This is a genomic window from Pseudotabrizicola sp. L79 (genome assembly GCF_036553525.1).
Taxonomy (GTDB): Bacteria; Pseudomonadota; Alphaproteobacteria; order Rhodobacterales; family Rhodobacteraceae; genus Pseudotabrizicola.
On sequence record NZ_JAZHDA010000041.1, the window covers coordinates 112,123 to 130,366 of the forward strand.

Annotated in this window: 17 protein-coding genes; 13 read left to right on the forward strand and 4 right to left on the reverse strand. The window is 63.0% G+C overall.

The annotated features are described in order from the left end of the window. The first annotated feature begins 2 nt into the window (after window positions 1–2). The 6 genes from V3C85_RS03240 to V3C85_RS03265 all read left to right on the forward strand — a co-directional run bounded on the left by V3C85_RS03240 (window position 3) and on the right by V3C85_RS03265 (window position 9,030). A complete protein-coding gene (locus V3C85_RS03240; RefSeq protein ID WP_331793648.1) occupies window positions 3–1,331 on the forward strand; it encodes a sigma-54-dependent transcriptional regulator in 1,329 nt (442 codons plus the stop codon). 101 nt (window positions 1,332–1,432) lie between these two features. Beyond that, the gene (gene ppk2, locus V3C85_RS03245) at window positions 1,433–2,329 is read left to right on the forward strand and encodes a polyphosphate kinase 2 (RefSeq protein ID WP_331793873.1); all 897 of its coding nucleotides are present in this window, start codon (window positions 1,433–1,435) and stop codon (window positions 2,327–2,329) included. Between the two features lie 396 nt (window positions 2,330–2,725). Then, the gene (locus V3C85_RS03250) at window positions 2,726–5,434 is read left to right on the forward strand and encodes an Rne/Rng family ribonuclease (protein ID WP_331793649.1); all 2,709 of its coding nucleotides are present in this window, start codon (window positions 2,726–2,728) and stop codon (window positions 5,432–5,434) included. A 139-nt stretch (window positions 5,435–5,573) separates the two neighbouring features. After that, window positions 5,574–6,332, forward strand: coding sequence for a cytochrome c biogenesis CcdA family protein (locus V3C85_RS03255; protein WP_331793650.1), 759 nt, complete (start codon window positions 5,574–5,576; stop codon window positions 6,330–6,332). An 80-nt stretch (window positions 6,333–6,412) separates the two neighbouring features. Continuing rightward, window positions 6,413–7,678 carry a hypothetical protein gene (locus V3C85_RS03260; protein ID WP_331793651.1) on the forward strand — a complete coding sequence of 422 codons (1,266 nt, stop codon included), beginning with the start codon at window positions 6,413–6,415 and terminating at the stop codon, window positions 7,676–7,678. Continuing rightward, window positions 7,675–9,030: a cytochrome P450 gene (locus tag V3C85_RS03265; protein WP_331793652.1), complete on the forward strand. Its 1,356-nt coding sequence runs from the start codon at window positions 7,675–7,677 to the stop codon at window positions 9,028–9,030. Before V3C85_RS03260 ends, V3C85_RS03265 begins: the two co-directional genes overlap by 4 nt. 111 nt (window positions 9,031–9,141) lie before the next feature. Here V3C85_RS03265 and purS read toward each other — a convergent pair whose 3' ends face one another. Both purS and V3C85_RS03275 read right to left on the reverse strand, forming a co-directional pair. Further along, complete coding sequence (gene purS, locus V3C85_RS03270; protein WP_331793653.1) at window positions 9,142–9,381, reverse strand: phosphoribosylformylglycinamidine synthase subunit PurS; 240 nt, start codon at window positions 9,379–9,381, stop codon at window positions 9,142–9,144. Window positions 9,382–9,475: 94 nt separating this feature from the next. Continuing rightward, window positions 9,476–10,267: a phosphoribosylaminoimidazolesuccinocarboxamide synthase gene (locus V3C85_RS03275; RefSeq protein WP_331793654.1), complete on the reverse strand. Its 792-nt coding sequence runs from the start codon at window positions 10,265–10,267 to the stop codon at window positions 9,476–9,478. 166 nt (window positions 10,268–10,433) lie between these two features. Here V3C85_RS03275 and V3C85_RS03280 point away from each other — a divergent pair, with 166 nt between their 5' ends. Both V3C85_RS03280 and bmt read left to right on the forward strand, forming a co-directional pair. Further along, window positions 10,434–10,748: a DUF1476 domain-containing protein gene (locus V3C85_RS03280; RefSeq protein ID WP_331793655.1), complete on the forward strand. Its 315-nt coding sequence runs from the start codon at window positions 10,434–10,436 to the stop codon at window positions 10,746–10,748. A gap of 148 nt (window positions 10,749–10,896) precedes the next feature. Beyond that, a complete protein-coding gene (bmt, locus tag V3C85_RS03285; RefSeq protein WP_331793656.1) occupies window positions 10,897–11,907 on the forward strand; it encodes a betaine--homocysteine S-methyltransferase in 1,011 nt (336 codons plus the stop codon). Between the two features lie 27 nt (window positions 11,908–11,934). Here the strand turns inward: bmt and V3C85_RS03290 are convergent, their stop codons facing one another. Next, a complete protein-coding gene (locus V3C85_RS03290) occupies window positions 11,935–13,023 on the reverse strand; it encodes a PA0069 family radical SAM protein (protein ID WP_331793657.1) in 1,089 nt (362 codons plus the stop codon). A 159-nt stretch (window positions 13,024–13,182) separates the two neighbouring features. Between V3C85_RS03290 and V3C85_RS03295 the strand changes: the two genes are divergently transcribed. The 5 genes from V3C85_RS03295 to V3C85_RS03315 all read left to right on the forward strand — a co-directional run bounded on the left by V3C85_RS03295 (window position 13,183) and on the right by V3C85_RS03315 (window position 16,589). Then, window positions 13,183–13,881 carry a corrinoid protein gene (locus tag V3C85_RS03295; RefSeq protein WP_331793658.1) on the forward strand — a complete coding sequence of 233 codons (699 nt, stop codon included), beginning with the start codon at window positions 13,183–13,185 and terminating at the stop codon, window positions 13,879–13,881. A 125-nt stretch (window positions 13,882–14,006) separates the two neighbouring features. Next, window positions 14,007–14,162, forward strand: coding sequence for a hypothetical protein (locus V3C85_RS03300; RefSeq protein WP_331793659.1), 156 nt, complete (start codon window positions 14,007–14,009; stop codon window positions 14,160–14,162). Beyond that, complete coding sequence (locus V3C85_RS03305; protein WP_331793874.1) at window positions 14,159–14,812, forward strand: DUF1638 domain-containing protein; 654 nt, start codon at window positions 14,159–14,161, stop codon at window positions 14,810–14,812. Before V3C85_RS03300 ends, V3C85_RS03305 begins: the two co-directional genes overlap by 4 nt. 23 nt (window positions 14,813–14,835) lie before the next feature. Further along, window positions 14,836–16,206 (forward strand): FAD-binding oxidoreductase, encoded by a 1,371-nt coding sequence (locus V3C85_RS03310; protein WP_331793660.1) that lies wholly within the window; start codon window positions 14,836–14,838, stop codon window positions 16,204–16,206. Next, window positions 16,203–16,589 (forward strand): SgcJ/EcaC family oxidoreductase, encoded by a 387-nt coding sequence (locus V3C85_RS03315; protein WP_331793661.1) that lies wholly within the window; start codon window positions 16,203–16,205, stop codon window positions 16,587–16,589. The genes V3C85_RS03310 and V3C85_RS03315 overlap by 4 nt, the downstream gene beginning before the upstream one ends. Here V3C85_RS03315 and recN read toward each other — a convergent pair. Then, window positions 16,586–18,229 (reverse strand): DNA repair protein RecN, encoded by a 1,644-nt coding sequence (gene recN / locus V3C85_RS03320; RefSeq protein ID WP_331793662.1) that lies wholly within the window; start codon window positions 18,227–18,229, stop codon window positions 16,586–16,588. The two genes, V3C85_RS03315 and recN, sit on opposite strands and share 4 nt — an antisense overlap. Between the last annotated feature and the right edge of the window lie 15 nt (window positions 18,230–18,244).

Sequence of the window (18,244 nt, forward strand, 5' to 3'; positions counted from 1 at the left end):
TCATGTCGCGCGCAATGAAAGTGGCCATCGTCGATGACGAGGCCGATATGCGGCAATCCATCAGCCAATGGCTGGCCCTGTCGGGATTTGATACCGAAACCTATGCCAGCGCCGAAGAGGCGTTGAAGGGCATCGGGGCCGATTTTGCCGGGGTTGTCGTCAGTGACATCAAGATGCCGGGAATGGATGGCATGGCCTTTCTGAAACGGTTGATGAGCATGGACTCGGGCCTGCCCGTGATCATGATCACCGGGCATGGCGATGTGCCGATGGCGGTCGAGGCGATGCGGGTTGGGGCCTATGATTTTCTGGAAAAGCCGTTCAACCCCGACCGGATGACCGAACTGGCCAAGCGCGCGACGCAGGCCCGGCGGCTGACGCTGGACAGCCGGGCCTTGCGCAAGGAACTGGCCGATGGGTCGGTTTTGATGAAAAAGCTGATCGGGGCCAGCCCGGCGATGGAGCGTTTGCGCGAGGATATTCTGGATCTGGGGCAAGCCGACAGCCATGTGCTGATTGACGGCGAAACCGGCACCGGCAAGACGCTGGTGGCCCATGCGCTGCATGCGGTGGGGCCGCGGGCCTCGAAACGGTTTCTGACGGTGTCTTGCGCGGCCTGGTCCGAAGACCAGTTGGCGGCCAAGCTGTTTGGCCCGGCCGAAGACGGGGCCATTCCGCTGGTAGAGGAAGCCCGCGGTGGCACCTTGTGTCTGGAAGACATCGAGGCCCTGCCCAACCCGCTGCAGGCGCGGCTGCTGACCTTTATCAACGAACAGGGCACCCCGCCCGAGACGCGGATCATCGCGATCTGCAACGAGCATGCACAGGACAAGACGCTGGAAGATATCCTGCGTTCGGATCTGTTTTACCGCCTTGGCGCGATGACGATTCTGTGCCCGCCGTTGCGGTCGCGGGGCGAGGATATTCTGACGCTGTTCACCCGGATGAGCGAAGGCTTTGCCGAGGAATATGGCTGTGACGCCCCGCAGGTGACAGCGCAAGAGGCCGCGCAACTGTTGCAGGCCCCCTGGCCCGGCAATGTGCGGCAATTGGTGAATATCGCCGAACGGGCGGTGTTGCAGAACCGGCGGGGATCAGGCTCGATCGCGTCGTTGCTGATGGCCGACAATGAGGCGACCGGCCCGGCGATGACGACCGAGGGTAAGCCGTTGAAGGAATATGTCGAAAGCTTTGAGAAAATGCTGATCGACAACACGATGCGCCGCCACAAGGGCAGCATCGTGGCGGTGATGGATGAATTGTGCCTGCCGCGCCGCACGCTGAATGAAAAGATGGCGAAATACGGGTTGCAACGGCAAGATTACGTCTGACCGCTGCAAGCCTTGGGCTGTCGTGCTGCTGTTACATGCCGTTTGCTATGACGGGGCACGGCAGCACCGATGAGGGTATCGTGACAGCGCAAGACAACGGCATGGCGATGGATTGGCTGGAGGCCGAACTGGCCGACACGCTGGACGAGGATTATGAGCTGGAGCTGGAAGATGCCCAGCTTTCGCTGGAAATCGCCAAGGTTTACAAGCGCAGCCATCCCGATACGATCCAGCGTGCCGACTATTTTCGCGCCCTGATCCGGCTGCAATCGGAACTGATCAAGTTGCAGGACTGGGTTCAGCATCACCAGAAAAAGGTGGTGGTGCTGTTCGAGGGCCGTGACAGTGCCGGCAAGGGCGGCGTGATCAAGCGCATCACCCAGCGGTTGAACCCGCGGGTTGTTCGGGTGGTGGCCCTGCCCGCGCCGTCTGACCGCGAAAAGACACAGTGGTATTTCCAGCGCTATGTTCCGCATCTGCCAGCGGGGGGCGAGATCGTGCTGTTCGACCGCAGCTGGTACAACCGCGCGGGCGTCGAGCGGGTGATGGGCTTTGCCACGGAAGCTCAGGTCAGCCAGTTTTTCAACGACGTGCCGGAATTTGAACGGATGTTGGTGCGGTCGGGGATCATTCTGGTGAAATACTGGTTCTCGATCACCGATGAAGAACAGCAGATGCGGTTCTTGATGCGCATCCATGACCCGATGAAGCAGTGGAAGCTGTCGCCGATGGATCTGCAAAGCCGGGTTCGGTGGGAATTATACACCAAGGCCAAGGAAGAAATGCTGCACCGCACCAATATACCCGAGGCCCCGTGGTATATCGTGGAAGGCAACGACAAAAAGCGGGCGCGGCTGAATTGCATCGACCATTTGCTGGGCCAGATCCCCTATGCGCCCGTCGCGCATGAGGACATCAGCCTGCCCGAGCGCGTGTTCAACCCCGATTATGAACGCGCCGTCTTGCCGCCCGAGCTGTATGTGCCGGGAAAATACTGATCACAGAGATGTAAAATTGCCCATTGCCCTTGGCGGCGCTTTGCCGCTAGGGTTTTGGGATGCACCGGGTGAGGGCCCTGTGCACAGAAATTCTCTGTCTTTCATGGATGGCGCGATCAACCGCGACCCGTGCTTGGCAGCCGGATCGGCCCGAAAGGGCTGTTGTCATTGCCCGGTCACCGCAAGGAACGGGCTTTTCAAGGTGGGGGGTCGCAAGCCCCCTGATGTAACTGCGATGATGCGCGCGACTGAAAATCTGCAAGCCGAGGTCAGCCTGAAAGGCTTGACCGGCGCTTGCCGTCTGCGCGCCGCCGCCCGAACAAGACGCCTTCATTCGTATCAAAACCCCTCTGGTCCGCCGGGGGGCTTTGGGCATTGCAGGCGCAATGGACCAATATGGCTAAGAAAATGCTTATCGACGCCACCCATGCCGAGGAAACTCGGGTTGTGGTGGTTGACGGAAACAAGGTCGAAGAATTCGATTTCGAGACCCTGAATAAACGACAGCTTGCCGGAAATATCTATCTTGCCAAAGTCACCCGCGTGGAGCCTTCGCTTCAGGCGGCCTTTGTCGATTATGGTGGGAACCGGCATGGATTTCTGGCTTTTGCCGAAATTCACCCCGATTATTATCAGATTCCGGTGGCAGATCGCAAAGCCCTGCTGGATGAGGAACGCGCCTTGGCGCAGGCCGAGGATGACGAGGACAACCGTCGCAAACCGCGCCGCAAGCCCAAACCCGCTGCCGCAGCCGAAGCGGTAAAGGACAATGACGCCACCACTTCGGGCCCGTCGGGCATGGATGTGGTGGATCTGGGTGAGGAGGACAGCGCCGCCGACGGGTTGGTCGAAGACGCCGCCCCCAAGGCTGCTGCCACGGATACATCCGCCGATGACAATGGCGATGCGCCCTATCGCGCGATGGACCATGCCAGCGACACCGATGACGAGATTGAATCGGTGGCCGAAGAAGATGTGGCCGAGGAAATCAGCCAGCCGCGCAAGCCGCGCGCGCGCCGCTACAAGATTCAAGAAGTGATCAAAGTGCGCCAGATCATGCTGGTGCAAGTCGTCAAGGAAGAACGTGGCAACAAGGGCGCGGCCCTGACCACCTATCTGTCGCTGGCGGGCCGCTATTGCGTGTTGATGCCCAACACCGCGCGGGGCGGTGGCATCAGCCGCAAGATCACCAATGCCGCCGACCGCAAGAAGCTGAAGGAAATCGCGGGCGAGATCGAGGTGCCGGAAGGTGCTGGCCTGATCATCCGCACCGCGGGTGCCAAGCGCACCAAGGCCGAGATCCGGCGCGATTATGAATATCTGATGCGGCTGTGGGAACAGATCCGCGAATTGACGCTGAAATCCATTGCCCCTGCCCCGATCTATGAGGAAGGCAATCTGATCAAACGCTCGATCCGCGATCTGTATAACCGAGAGATTGATGAAGTTCTGGTGGAAGGCGCCGAAGGCTATCGCGTCGCCAAGGACTTTATGAAGATGATCATGCCGTCGCATGCCAAGGCGGTGCAGCCCTATCATGACAGCATGCCGCTGTTCGCGCGCTATCAGGTGGAAAGCTATCTGGGGGGCATGTTCAACCCGGTGGTTCAGCTGAAATCGGGCGGTTACATCGTGATCGGTGTGACCGAGGCGCTGGTGGCGATTGACGTGAACTCGGGCCGGGCCACCAAGGAAGGCTCGATCGAGGAAACCGCGCTGAAGACCAACGTCGAGGCCGCCGAAGAGATTGCCCGGCAGTTGCGCCTGCGTGACCTTGCCGGTCTGATCGTGATCGACTTTATCGACATGGAAGAACGGCGCAACAACGCCACGGTCGAGAAGCGGTTGAAAGACAAGCTGAAAACCGACCGCGCGCGGATTCAGGTGGGCCGTATCTCGGGCTTTGGCCTGTTGGAGATGAGCCGTCAGCGCCTGCGCCCCGGCATGCTGGAATCGACGACCCAGCCCTGCCCGCATTGCCACGGCACGGGCCTGATCCGCAGCGACGACAGCATGGCGCTGACCATTCTGCGCGCGCTGGAGGAAGAAGGCACGCGCAAGCGGTCACGCGAGGTGTTGTTGAAGGCCCCGATCGGGATCATCAACTATCTGTTCAACCACAAGCGCGAGCATATTGCGCTGATCGAGGCCCGCTATGGCATGGCCGTGCGGATGGAGGCGGACCCGACGCTGATCAGCCCCGATTACTCGATTGAAAAGTTCAAGACTGCCACCCGCATGGTGCCAGAGCCCAGTGCCGTGATCTCGGGCCATGCTGGCCTGATGGGCGCCCCTGTGGCCGAGGAAGACGAGGACGACATCCCGATGGACGAGGCCGACGAGGCCGAAGACAGCGATGAGGGTGACGTTCAGGGCGATGAGGCGAATGAGGCCAAGTCGGACAACCAGGGCAATGGCAAGAAAAAGCGCCGGCGTCGGCGTCGGCGCAAGGGTGGCGGGGCCAATGGGGCCCAAGGCGATCAGGCCGATGGGTCGGATGATGGCGACGAGGGCGACGAGTCGGATGGCGACGACGCACAGGCCGACACCGTGGCCAAGGTGGCAGAGCCTGCCGAAGCCGAGGCCCCAGTTGCCGCAACCGAACCCGCAGCCGAGGAAAAGCCCAAGCGCAGCCGGTCGCGCAGCCGCAAGAAGGCCGAGCCTGTGGCCGCAACCGAAACCGAAACGCCTGAGGTGCCTGCTGCCGAAGCCGTAGCAGAGGCCGCGGCCGAGGACGTGGTTGCCGAAAAGCCCAAGCGCGCGCCGCGCAGCCGCACGGCCAAGCCAAAGGCCGCCCCCAAGGGCAAGGCCAAGGCGGATGAGGCTGTGGCAGCCGAAGCTGTCGCGCAAACCGCGCCCGACGGGGCCGAGGCACCAGTGGCCGCGCCCGTTGCGGCTGAGCCTGCGCCAGCGCCCGAGCCGGAAGCTGCGCCTGCGCCGCAACCGGTTGTGGCCGAGGCCGCGCCCGTGTTGCAGCCCGATCCTGGCATTGCCGAGGTCGCCGTGGCCGAGGTGGTGCCCGACCCCGAGCAAGCGACCGCTGAAGCCGAGGCCGATGACCCATCAAAGCCCAAGCGTCGAGGCTGGTGGTCTTTGGGGCGCTGATCGGCGCATCTGACAAGGATCGGGGGCGGTGGGGAAACCTGCCGCCCCGTTTCATTTCAATCCGGGCACGTCGATGTGACACTTGCCCCCCGTGACGGGGCGGGCCGGGCGGGTTAGAACCGTTGCAAAGGGGACAGGCATGTTTGGAATTGATCTGATCGACGCGGGGCTTTTGCCTGCCATGCTGATTGCGCTGGTGGCCGGGATCTTGTCGTTCCTGTCGCCCTGTGTGCTGCCCATCGTGCCACCCTATCTGGCCTATATGGGCGGGATCTCGGTCGGCGACATGAAGACGAACGAACAGGCCCGCCGCCGGGTGATCTTGCCCGCGCTGTTCTTTGTGCTGGGGCTTTCGACGGTTTTCTTGCTGCTTGGCTTTACCGCCTCGGCCTTTGGGGTGTTTTTCCTGCAAAACCAGGATCTGTTCTCAAAGATCGCCGGGGTGGTGGTGATCATCTTTGGCTTGCATTTCGTGGGGCTGTTCCGCATTCCGATCCTTGACCGCGAGGCGCGTCTGGATGCGGGCGAACAGGGCGGGTCGGCCATGGGGGCCTATGTGCTGGGGCTGGCCTTTGCCTTTGGCTGGACACCGTGCATCGGCCCGCAGCTTGGCGCGATTCTGTCGCTGGCGGCGCAGGAAGGCTCGGTCCAGCGGGGCACGCTGTTGCTGGGGGTTTACGCGCTGGGGCTGGGCTTGCCGTTCTTGCTGGCGGCATTGTTCATTGAACGCTCGATGGGGCTGATGCAACGGCTGAAGCGCCATATGAAGGTGATCGAGCGGTCGATGGGGGCGCTGTTGCTGATCGTTGGGTTGGCGCTGGTGACCGGGGCCTTTACCGATTTCAGCTTTTGGCTGCTGGAAACCTTTGACAAGGTTGGCATCCCGCTTTTGGGCTAGGGCCCGGCTTTGCCCTTAATTCTGCCCGAAATTCCGCCTAAGCTGCCCATAAGTGCAGGGGCAAGGGCAAGGCAGGGTCAGTGAAAACCGGGGATCAGAAGGATGCGGCCACGGTCTTTCGCCGCCGGGTGTTCTATATTCCCGGTTATGATCCCATTCATCCCCGCCGCTACCGCGAGCTTTATCGCAAGGAAGGCACCGATCAGGCTGCCATCTCGGGCTATGGGCTGCACTTGCGGCCCCGGCAAAGCAAGGGCCCCTATGGCTGGCATGTGCTGACCGACAGTGGCGACACAAGGGCCGAGGCGGAAATCGAGGTGCTGGTCTGGTCAGATATCGTGCGCGACAGCATGGCCAATTCGATTGTCGCCACCTATGGCCAGCTTTTGCGCACGGCTTGGGCCTATATCGCGTCGGGCGCGCTGTTCCGGTTGATGCGGCTGCGCAAGGGGCCGGTGATTGCGGCGCTGTATCCGATCGTGTTCTTGCTGGTGCAACTGGCCGTGGCGCTGCTGGTGGGCTGGCTGGCCTTTCTGGGTATGGGCACGCTGATCCAGGCGCTGGTCCTGCGGGTGACAGGGCCGGAAGATGCCGCGATCCTTGGGGCCTTGGCGGCGGTTCTGGCCTTTGGCGGGGCCGTGCTGCTGACCCTGCGCTGGTTCAAGGCCAAGGATCACCGGGTTTTTGCCTATTATCTGATGCATGATTACGCCTTTTCCGCGCGCTATGGCGGGGCCAATCCCCCGGCGCTTGAGGCGCGGATGGCAGAGTTCGGGCAGGCGATCCGGGCGGCGCTGGAAACCGATGCGGATGAGGTGCTGGTGGTTGGTCATTCCTCGGGCGCGCATCTGGGCGTGTCGATTCTGGCCGATCTGATCCGCGCGGGCCTGCCTGCGGGCCACCCGCCGCTGTCATTTTTGTCGCTGGGCCAAGTGGTGCCCATGGTCAGCTTTCTGCCGCGCGCCCAGCGGTTGCGGGGCGATCTGGCCTTTTTATCCACCCGCGACGACCTGAGTTGGGTCGATGTGACAGCCCCCGGCGATGGCTGCGCCTTTGCCTTGTGCGATCCGGTGGCCGTGTCTGGGGTGGCCCCCGCCGATCAGCGCTGGCCGCTGGTGATCTCGGCTGCCTTTACCCAGACGCTGTCGCCCGACCGCTGGGCCGCCCTGCGCTGGCGGTTTTTTCGGCTGCATTTTCAGTATCTCTGCGCCTTTGACCGGCCCAAAGATTATGACTATTTCCAGATCACCGCGGGGCCAGTGACGCTGGGCCAGCGCTATCGCGGGCGGGCGGCGTCGAAAAGCCGCAAGACCTGCGCTGTGAACGGCTATACCGATATCACATGACCTGCCCTGTTTTGCCCCCCAAGCCCGCTGCCCGGCCTGATCGCGTGTCGCTGTGGCGCTATTTGCGCCTGTTCCGGCAAGATATTCTGTCGGCCCAGCCTGCACGGCTGTATCGGGCCTGGATGGCCGAATTTCGCACGCCGTTTTTCCGCAGCTATCTGTGCAATGACCCGGCGCTGATTGATCTGGTGCTCAGCCAGCGGCCCGATGATTTCCCCAAATCAAACCGCATCCGCGAAGGGCTGACGCCATTGCTGGGGCGGTCGGTCTTTGTGACCAATGGCGAGGAGTGGAAGCGCCAGCGCCGCATCATCGACCCGGCCTTTGAAGGCGGACGGCTGCGCGACACCTTTCCTGCGATGTGGTCGGCCGGGCAAGCTGCCGCCGCGCGCCTTCGCGGCGGAGAGATGGAGGTAGAGGAGCAAATGAGCCATGCCGCCGCCGATGTGATCTTTCGCACCCTGTTTTCGGTGCCGATCGAGGATGACATGGCGCAGGCGGTGTTCCACGAATTCCGCGCCTATCAGCGCAGCCAGCCGATCCTCAATCTGGCAGCCTTCCTGCCCTTGCCGCGCTGGATGCCACGCCTGCACCGCAGCAAGACATTGGCCGCCGCCCTGCGCATCCGCGCGCTGATCACCCAGATGACCGAACGCCGCGCGGCTGAAATCGCCGCGGGCACAGCCCCCGATGATCTGGCCACCAAGATCATGACAATGGCCGATCCGGTGACGGGCGTGCGCTTTAGCACCGAAGAAATGGTCGATCAGGTCGCCATCTTCTTTCTGGCGGGGCATGAAACCAGCGCCTCGGCACTGGCTTGGGCGCTGTATCTGCTGGCGCTTTACCCGCAGGCGCAAGAGCGCGTTGCAGCCGAGGCCGCCAGCCTGCCCGACAGCCCCGATTTCGCGCAGATGGCGCATCTGAAATTCACCCGCGATGTCTTTCGCGAAACATTGCGGCTGTATCCCCCTGTGCCGATGATGGTGCGCGAAAACCGGCAGACCGAGGAATTGCGGGGCCGCAGCGTTGCCCCCGGCGCCCAGATCGTGATTTCGCCCTGGCATGTGCAGCGCCACAGCCGCATCTGGGCCAATCCTGACGGCTTTGATCCCGACCGCTGGTCGCATCAAGAAACGCGCACTTGCGCCCGGCAGGCCTATCTGCCGTTTTCATCCGGCCCGCGTGTCTGCACCGGCGCGGGCTTTGCCATGGTCGAAGGCCCGCTGTTGCTGGCGCAATTGCTGCGCGACCACCGGTTTGAACGGATCGCAGGGCACGACCCGGTTCCTGTCGCGCATCTGACCGTGCGCGCCAAAGACGGCATCAGGCTTCGTATCAGCCGTCGCTGACAGGCCCCGACTTCATCTGTTCAAAAATATCCTCGGGGGGAGAGGATTCGCGGCAGCGAAGCCTCTGGGGGGCAGACAGCCCCCCTGCGCCGCTGCGGCCCAGAGAGCGGTTTACAGCAGCTCGACGCGATAGCTTTCGATCACGGTATTGGCCAGCAGCTTGTCGCACATGGCCTTGACCTCTGCCTCGGCTTTTTTCGCGTCCGTCTCGGCCAGATCCAATTCGATCACCTTGCCCTGACGCACGCCATTGACCCCGGCAAAGCCCAAAGTGCCCAGCGCGTGGCGCACGGCCTCGCCCTGAACATCCAGAACGCCGGTCTTAAGCATGACGGTGACGCGCGCTTTCATGGGATTCCCCCGATTGGCAAAAGGTTCGCGCCCCGATTAGCGCCCCGTCCCCTTCGGCGCAAGGGGCAGCGGCATTGAGGGGGGTGCAGAGATGCTAATTGATCAGTGTCGGCTTGGTGGTATGAGTGACATTGGACGGCAGCACCCCAAGACGCCGCGCCAGTTCGGTATAGGGGTCGGCCAGCGGGCCGGGATCGGCGACGGGTTGGCCATCGGTGCGGTCGGTCACACCGCGCATATCCCACAGGCGGCAACTGTCGGGGCTGATTTCATCGGCGACGATCAGCCGCATGAAATCCCCTTCCCAGACGCGCCCCACCTCTAGCCGGAAGTCGGCCAGACGCACGCCCACGCCCAGCATGACACCCGACATGAAGTCGTTGACGCGCAAGGCCAGGGCCACGATGTCATCCAGATCCTGCTGGGTGGCCCAGCCAAAGGCGATGATATGTTCCTCGGCCACCATGGGCGAATTCAGGCGATCGTCCTTGTAGTAATATTCGACAATCGGGCGCGGCAGCGGGGTGCCTTCGGGAATGCCCAGACGGTCGGCCAGCTCGCCCGCCGAAAAGTTGCGCACCACCACCTCAAGCGGGATGATTTCGGCCATCCGCACCAGTTGTTCGCGCATGTTCAGGCGCTTGATGAAATGGGTGGGCACACCGATGCCATTCAGCCCGGTCATGAAGAATTCGGACAAGCGGTTGTTCAGCACGCCCTTGCCATCGGTGGTGATCATCGGCGTCGGCGCATTGTCAGCCGAGGGCGCCACTGTGGAATCAGGGGTGGTGCCGTCGTCCTTGAAATACTGAATCAGCGTTCCGGGCTCGGGGCCGTCATAGAGGATCTTGGTTTTCCCCTCATAGACTTTCTTGCGACGTGCCATGAACTCTCCGATAAAACAGGAACAAGGGCGCCCGAAGGCACCCTTTTCTTTCTTCACTGCCCTTACAGCACGGGGCGGACTGCCGCAAGGTGACATGCTTGGCCTTGCAGCCAAGGCGCTGGACGGGCATATGTGGGGAAAGACACTTCAATCAAGGGGCCCGCCCATGTCCACCTTTGACGATCGCGAAAATGCGTTTGAATCCAAATTTGCCCATGATGCCGAAATGCAGTTCAGGGCCGAAGCCCGCCGCAACAAGCTGGTGGCGCTTTGGGCTGCCGGGCTGATGGGCAAGTCGGAAGAGGATAGCCAGGCCTATGTGGGCCAAGTGCTTGCCGCCGATCTGGAAGAGGCCGGGATCGAAGATGTGGTCCGCAAGGTGGCCGCGGATCTGGCGGGCAAAGCCTCGGCTGATGAGGTGCGCGCCAAGATGCACGAGATGCTGACCGTCGCCAAGACGCAGTTGATGACGGAATTCTAAGGCCGTCAGGCCTGTGCCCAAACGGGGCCGCCCGGCGTTTCGGGCGGCTTTGTCATTTCATGCATGATGATCTTGTGCATATTCGAATTGCCAATTCGGCCTGCCCCATGGCAAGGCTGGGGCAAGTGATCAGAAGGGATTGATCCAGATGGATGCTTTGACCAAGCTGCTTTCCGAGCGTGACTGGCTGATGGCCGATGGCGCGACCGGCACCAACCTGTTCAACATGGGCCTGTCTTCGGGCGAGCCGCCTGAATTCTGGAACATCGACAAGCCCGACAATATCCGCAAGCTGTATCGTGGCGCGGTCGAGGCCGGGTCGGATATCTTTCTGACCAATACGTTTGGCGGCAATGCCAGCCGGTTGAAGCTGCATCAGGCCCAAGACCGGGTGCATGAATTGAACCGGGTTGGCGCCAGCCTTGCGCGCGAGGTTGCCGATGCCTCGGGGCGCAAGGTGATTGTGGCAGGCTCGGTCGGGCCAACGGGCGAGATTTTTGAGCCGATGGGCAATCTGACCCATGCGCTGGCCGTCGAGATGTTTCACGAACAGGCCGAGGGGCTGAAGGCTGGCGGCGCCGATGTGCTGTGGGTTGAAACGATTTCGGCCTTTGAGGAATACAAAGCCGCCGCCGAAGCTGCCAAGCTGGCCGGGATGGCGTGGTGTGGCACCATGAGCTTTGACACCGCCGGGCGCACGATGATGGGCATCACCTCGTCGGCCCTGGCCGAGCAGGTGGAAAAGCTGGCAAATCCGCCGGTGGCCTTTGGGGCGAATTGCGGGGTGGGCGCGTCTGATCTGATGCGCACGGTGATGGGCTTTATCTCGACCGGCACCGAACGGCCGGTGATCGCCAAAGGCAATGCGGGCATTCCCAAATATCACGACGGCCATATCCATTACGATGGCACGCCAGAATTGATGGCCGAATATGCGGTTCTGGCCCGTGATTCCGGGGTGCGCATCATCGGTGGCTGCTGCGGCACCATGCCAGAGCATCTGAAAGCGATGCGGGCCGCGCTGGAAAGCCGCCCCAAGGGGCCGCGCCCGACGCTGGATGATATTGTGGCCAAGCTGGGCGCGTTCTCATCTGCCTCGGATGGCACGGGCGATGATGCCGGTGCGCCAAAGCGCGAACGGCGCGGGCGCCGGGGCTGATGGGCTGACGGCAGGGTCAGCCGGGCCTTAGAACAGGCTTAGCTGATCGCCCGGCCGGGGCGGTGGCGTGAACAGATCGCAGCGCAGCGGCGGCAACTGGTGATGCAGGCCCAGCCGCGCCATGGCCTTGTCAAACCGCTGCGCGATCAGGTCTGACCAGATCCCCTGCCCCCGCATCCGGCGGCCCCATTCGGCATCATAATCCTTGCCGCCATGCATATCGCGCACCCGGCCCATCACCTTGGCGGCGCGGTCGGGCATATGCTGGTTCAGCCAATCCTGAAACAGCGGCGAGACTTCGCGCGGCAGGCGCAGCGCGATCCAACTGGCCCCCACGGCACCAGCGGCCTGGGCGGCGGACAGCAGCGGCTCGACCTCATGATCTGTCAGGCCCGGCACCACCGGGGCCAGCATGGCGCGCACGGAAATGCCCGCCTGTGACAGCCGTTCGATCATCGCCAGCCGCCGTGCCGGCGATGGCGCGCGGGGTTCCAGCTTGCGCGACAGCCCGGCATCCAGCGTTGTCAGCGACACCCCCACCCGCAGCAAGCCCTTGGCCGCCATTGGGCCCAGAATATCCAGATCGCGTTCGATCAGCGTGCCCTTGGTGGTGATCGCCGTCGGATGCTGAAAGGCCGCCAGCACCTGCAAGACCTGCCGCATCAGGCCCAGATCGGCCTCGCAGGGTTGGTAAGGGTCGGTATTCGTGCCCAACGCGATGGTCGCCACCCTGTAGCTGCGCGCCTGCAACTCACGCTCTAGCACCTGGGCGATGCCGGGGCGGGCAATCAGCCGGGTTTCGAAATCAAGGCCCGGCGACAGGTTCAGATAGGCGTGACTGGGCCGGGCAAAGCAATAGATGCAGCCATGTTCGCAGCCGCGATAGGGGTTGATGCTGCGATCAAACGGCAAATCGGGCGAACGGTTGTAGCTGAGTGCGCTGCGCGGCACTTCGTGGCGCAGATCGGTGCGGATCAGGCGGTCTTCTTCGTCGATTTGCCAGCCATCATCAAAGGCGCGCACCTGATGCCGTTCAAACCGCCCCGCCGCATTGGATGCAGCACCACGGGCGCGGGCCCGCTTGCCGGGCAAAAGGGTGGGGTCAGGCTGCGACATGAGCCATATTGTGAACATAACATGAACCATTTTCAAGTCATCTGATGTCACAAGGGCTTGCTGTCGGCTTTCAATCGGCGCATGTCGTAAACCGGAAAGTGGATGCGGCACTTTGGCCTCATGCACAGAATTAGTCCTTTACGCCGCAGGAGCGCACCCATGGCCGATGATGACGAAATCATCCTCTCTGAACTGTCAGATGACGAACTTGTGCTGCAAATGCACGACGACCTTTACGATGGCCTCAAAGAGGAAATCGAAGATGGCGTGAATATCCTGATCGAACGCGGCTGGACGCCCTATGACGTGCTGACCAAGGCGCTGGTGGCGGGCATGACGATCGTGGGCAACGACTTCCGCGATGGTATCTTGTTCGTGCCCGAAGTGCTGCTGTCGGCCAATGCGATGAAATCGGGGATGACGATCCTGAAGCCCCTGCTGGTGGAAACCGGCGCACCGCGGATGGGCAAGATGGTGATCGGCACCGTCAAGGGCGATATCCATGACATCGGCAAGAACCTTGTCGGCATGATGATGGAAGGCGCCGGGTTTGAGGTGCTGGATCTGGGCATCAACAACTCGGTCGAGAAATATCTTGAGGCGCTGGAAAAAGAGCAGCCCGATATTCTGGGCATGTCGGCCCTGCTGACCACGACCATGCCTTACATGAAAGTCGTGATCGACACGATGAAGGAAAAGGGTCTGCGCGATGATTACATCGTGCTGGTCGGCGGCGCCCCGCTGAACGAAGAATTTGGCCGCGCCATTGGTGCCGATGCCTATTGCCGCGATGCGGCTGTGGCGGTGGAAACGGCAAAGCAGTTCGTGGCGCGCAAGCACAACCGTCTGGGCGCCTGAACGCCGCCCAAAGGTTCGACACAGCGCCCCGGATCACCCGCCGCGATCCGGGGCTTTTTTCTGCGCCGGGGGCTTGGCATTCCCGCCAAAGACCCACACATTGCAAGGTAGAAAAGGAGTGAACGATGCCACTTCCCCTCTTTCTGGCGATGCTTGCCTTTGTGATCCTTGCGGCCGGGGCGACCCTGGCCTTGGCCTTTGTGGCCGAGGTGCCGCTGATCGCGCTGGCCTTTGCGGCCCTGGCGGGCAGTCTGTTTCTGGGTCTGCGCCAGTGGCGGTGACGCCAGATGACCACCTGCTGACAGAACAGGGGCTGACGCCGCAAGGGGCAGGGCGTATTTTGCTGATTGCCTGCGGGGCCTTGGCGCATGAGATTCTGGCGCTGAAACGCGCGAATGGCTGGGATCATCTTGATCTGCAATGCCTGCCCGCCAATCTGCACCTGTGGCCCGACCGTATTCCCGCAGCCGTCGAGTCTGCCGTGCGCGCCCATCGCGCCGCCTATGATGAGGTGTTTGTCGTCTATGCCGATTGTGGCACGGGGGGCCTATTGCAGGCCAAATGTGCCGAATTGGGGGTGGGCATGGTGGAAGGCCCGCATTGCTATTCGTTTTTTGAGGGCAATGCCGCCTTTGCCGAAAAGGCCGACGCGGAATTCACCGCCTTTTACCTGACCGATTTTCTGGTGCGCCAGTTCGATGCCTTTGTCTGGCGCCCGATGGGGCTGAACCGCCACCCCGAGTTGCGGGACATGTATTTCGGCAATTACACCAAGCTGGTCTATCAGGCCCAGACCAATGATCCGACGCTGGATGCCAAGGCCCGCGATTGCGCCGATCGGCTGGGTTTGGCCTATGAACGGCGGTTTACCGGCTATGGCGATCTGGCAACAACGCTGGGGCTGGTTGCGGGCGCAAGCGGCAGCGCCTAACCTCTGCCAAAACGGAGGCGGGCATGACATTACAGGCGCTGATGGCCGATCTGGCCTTTCTGGGGGATCGTGCCACCACCTCGGCCGCGGTGCTGGCGCATCATGGCCAAAGCGAAACCCATATCCGCAGCCGCCTGCCCGATCTGGTGGTCTTCCCGCAATCCACGGATGAGGTCGCACAGATCGCTGCGGCCTGCACCCGGCATGGCGTGCCGATGACGGGATGGGGGGCCGGCACATCGCTGGAGGGGCATGCGCTGACGCCCTTTGGCGGGGTGACGGTGGATTTTACCCGGATGGATGCGGTTCTGGCCGTTTTCCCCGAAGACATGCTGGTGGTCGTGCAGCCCGGCATCACCCGAGAGCGGTTGAACGAAGAGCTGCGCGCAACGGGGCTGTTCTTTCCGGTTGATCCGGGTGCCAATGCCAGTCTTGGCGGCATGGCAATGACGCGGGCCAGCGGCACCACGGCGGTGCGCTATGGCACGATGCGCGAGAATGTGCTGGGGCTGGAGGTTGTCTTGGCAGATGGCAGTGTCATCCGCACCGGATCAAGTGCCCCGAAATCAAGCGCGGGCTATGATCTGACGGCGCTGATGGTGGGGTCTGAGGGCACGTTGGGGCTGATCACCGAGTTGACTTTGCGTTTGCATGGGCAGCCCGAGGCCGTATCGGCGGCCAGTTGCGCCTTTGGCGACATCGGGGCGGCGGTCGATTGTGTGATCGCCACGATCCAGATGGGGTTGCCAATGGCGCGGATCGAGTTTCTGGACGTGGCCAGTGTGGCGGCCTGTAACGCGTGGTCTGGGCAGGATCTGCCGCTGATGCCCTTGCTGCTGGTCGAATTCCACGGCTCTCCGGCCAGCGTGGCCGAGCAGGCGGGCCGGTTTGGCGATATCGCGCGCGACTATGGCTCGACCGGGTTTCGCTGGGCCAAGGCGCAAGAAGACCGCACGCAATTGTGGAAGATGCGCCATCAGGCCTATCCCGCGATTCTGGCCAGCCGACCGGGGGCCACGGCCATTGTCACCGATGTCTGCGTGCCGATCAGTGCCCTGGCCGAAGCCGTCGAGGAAACCCGCGCCGATATTGACGCAAGCCCGATTCCGGGGCCCATTCTGGGCCATGTGGGCGATGGCAATTTCCATGCGATCCTGCTGGTGCAGCCGAATGATGCCACCGAACTGGCCGTCGCCAAACGGCTGGCCGCGCGCATGGCCGAACGCGCGCTGCGGCTGGGGGGCACGATCACGGGCGAGCATGGGATCGGCATGGGCAAACTGGGCTATATGGCGGCAGAACATGGGGCGGCCTGGGGGGTGATGGGGGCGATCAAACAGGCGCTGGACCCGGCAGGACTGATGAACCCCGGCAAGCTGGTGGCCCGGAAATGAGCGATGCCAGCGCCTTTCCCCGCCAGTTCGCCGCAGCCTTTGGCGCGCAGGATGCCACTGGCCTTGCCGCCCTGTTCACCCAAGATGCCAGCCTGCACAGCCTGACCGGCCGCCATCTGGAAGGGCGCAGGGCAATTGAGACGGGGTTGGCCGAGGAGTTCGCGGGCCTGTCACGCATGGCACGGCTGGTGACGGGGCGGGTGACGCAATCGGCCTTGGCCGATGGGGTGATGCTGCTGCATCAGCGGTTTGTCGTCACCGGCTTGCGCGATGCCGCAGGGGGGGAGTTGCCGCGCATGGGCGCGCTGCTGACGGTGGTGCTGGTGGCGCAAGAAGGCCTTTGGCTGGCCCGCGCGGCCACCTTTGCGGTGCTGGACGCCTAGGCGCTGAGCAGAGATTTGGCCGCATCGCGGGCGGCATTGCTGATCGTGTCGCCTGACAACATCCGCGCAATCTCCTCAACCCGTTCGGCGGGCGACAAGGGCACCACGGTTGACAGGGTTTGCCCAGCCTCGACCCGCTTTTCCACCCGCCAATGATGCGCCCCCAGCGCGGCCACTTGCGGCGAATGTGTCACCACCAGAACCTGCGCATCGCCCGACAGCGCCTTAAGCCTGCGGCCCACGGCATCGGCGGTGGCCCCCCCCACGCCCCGGTCGATTTCATCAAAGATCATCGTCAGACCAGGCGTATTTCCCGTCAGGCAGACCTTCAGCGCCAGCAAGAACCGGCTTAACTCGCCGCCCGAGGCGATGCGGTTCAACGCCCCGGCAGGCGCCCCCGGATTGGTGGCGACGGTAAAGGTGACGGCATCAGCGCCCTCAGGCCCCGGCTCGCCCGCGGCCACCTCGGTCACGAAGACCGCGCGTTCCATCTTGAGCGGGGCAAGTTCGGCCGCCATGGCCGCATCCAGCCGCTGTGCCGCCTTTTTGCGGGCCGCCGTCAGGGCCGTGGCCGCAGCACGATAGGCCGCATCGGCCTGATCCGCCGCCTCACGCAAGCGGCCGATCCCGGCCTCGCCATGGTCAAGCGCTTGCAGGCGCACCCGCAGGTCATTGGCAAAACCGCCCAGATCATCGGGCAGCACATTATGCTTGCGGGCCAAGGCGCGAATGGCGAACAGGCGTTCTTCCAACTGCTCCAACTCGGCCGGGTTGAAATCAAGGCCCGACAGGCAATGCTCGACACCGGCCTGCGCCTCGGACAACTCGACCAGTGCCCGTGACAACGCTGCAAGCGGCGCCTCAAGTGCGCCATTGGCACGGTCAGCAGCCCCTTCCAGCCAGCGCACAGCATCGCGCAAGGTGGCCTCGGCCCCGTCTTCGCCCAGCATCTGAAAGGCACGCGCCACATCGGTGCGGATCTTCTCGGCCCCCTGCATCGCGCGGCGACGGGCATCCAGGGTTGCCTCCTCGCCCGGTTCGGGGTTCAGCTTGTCCAACTCGGCCACCGCATGGCGCAGGAAGTCCTCTTCGGCGCGGGCGGCGGTCAGCGCAGCCTCGGCCGTTGCCAGATCGCCCCGTGCCCTGCGCGATGCAGCCCAGGCCCTGCGAATGGCGTCCAGATCCAGCGCGCCGAAACTGTCCAAGAGCTGGCGATGGCCACGCGGGTTCAGCAAGCCCCGATCATCATGCTGGCCATGCAGTTCCACCAGCACATCCGACAGCGCCCGCAACACTTCGCCCGAAACGCGGCGATCATTCACCCATGCGGTCTTGCGGCCATCGGCGCTGTTGACCCGGCGCAAGATCAGCTCGCCATCCGCCTCGATGCCGGCCTCGGCCAGCACCGCCTCGGCAGCATGGCCTTCGGGCAGATCAAAGACGGCCGTCACCTCGCCCTGCGTGGCACCGCTGCGCACCAGTTCGGCCCGGCCGCGCCAGCCCAGCACAAACCCCAAGGCATCCAGCAAGATCGACTTGCCAGCGCCGGTTTCACCCGTCAGCACATTCAGCCCGGCCCCAAGCTCCAGGCTTAGCCGGTCGATGATCAACACATCGCGGATATCAAGCGAACGCAGCATTGCTGTTCCCGTGGG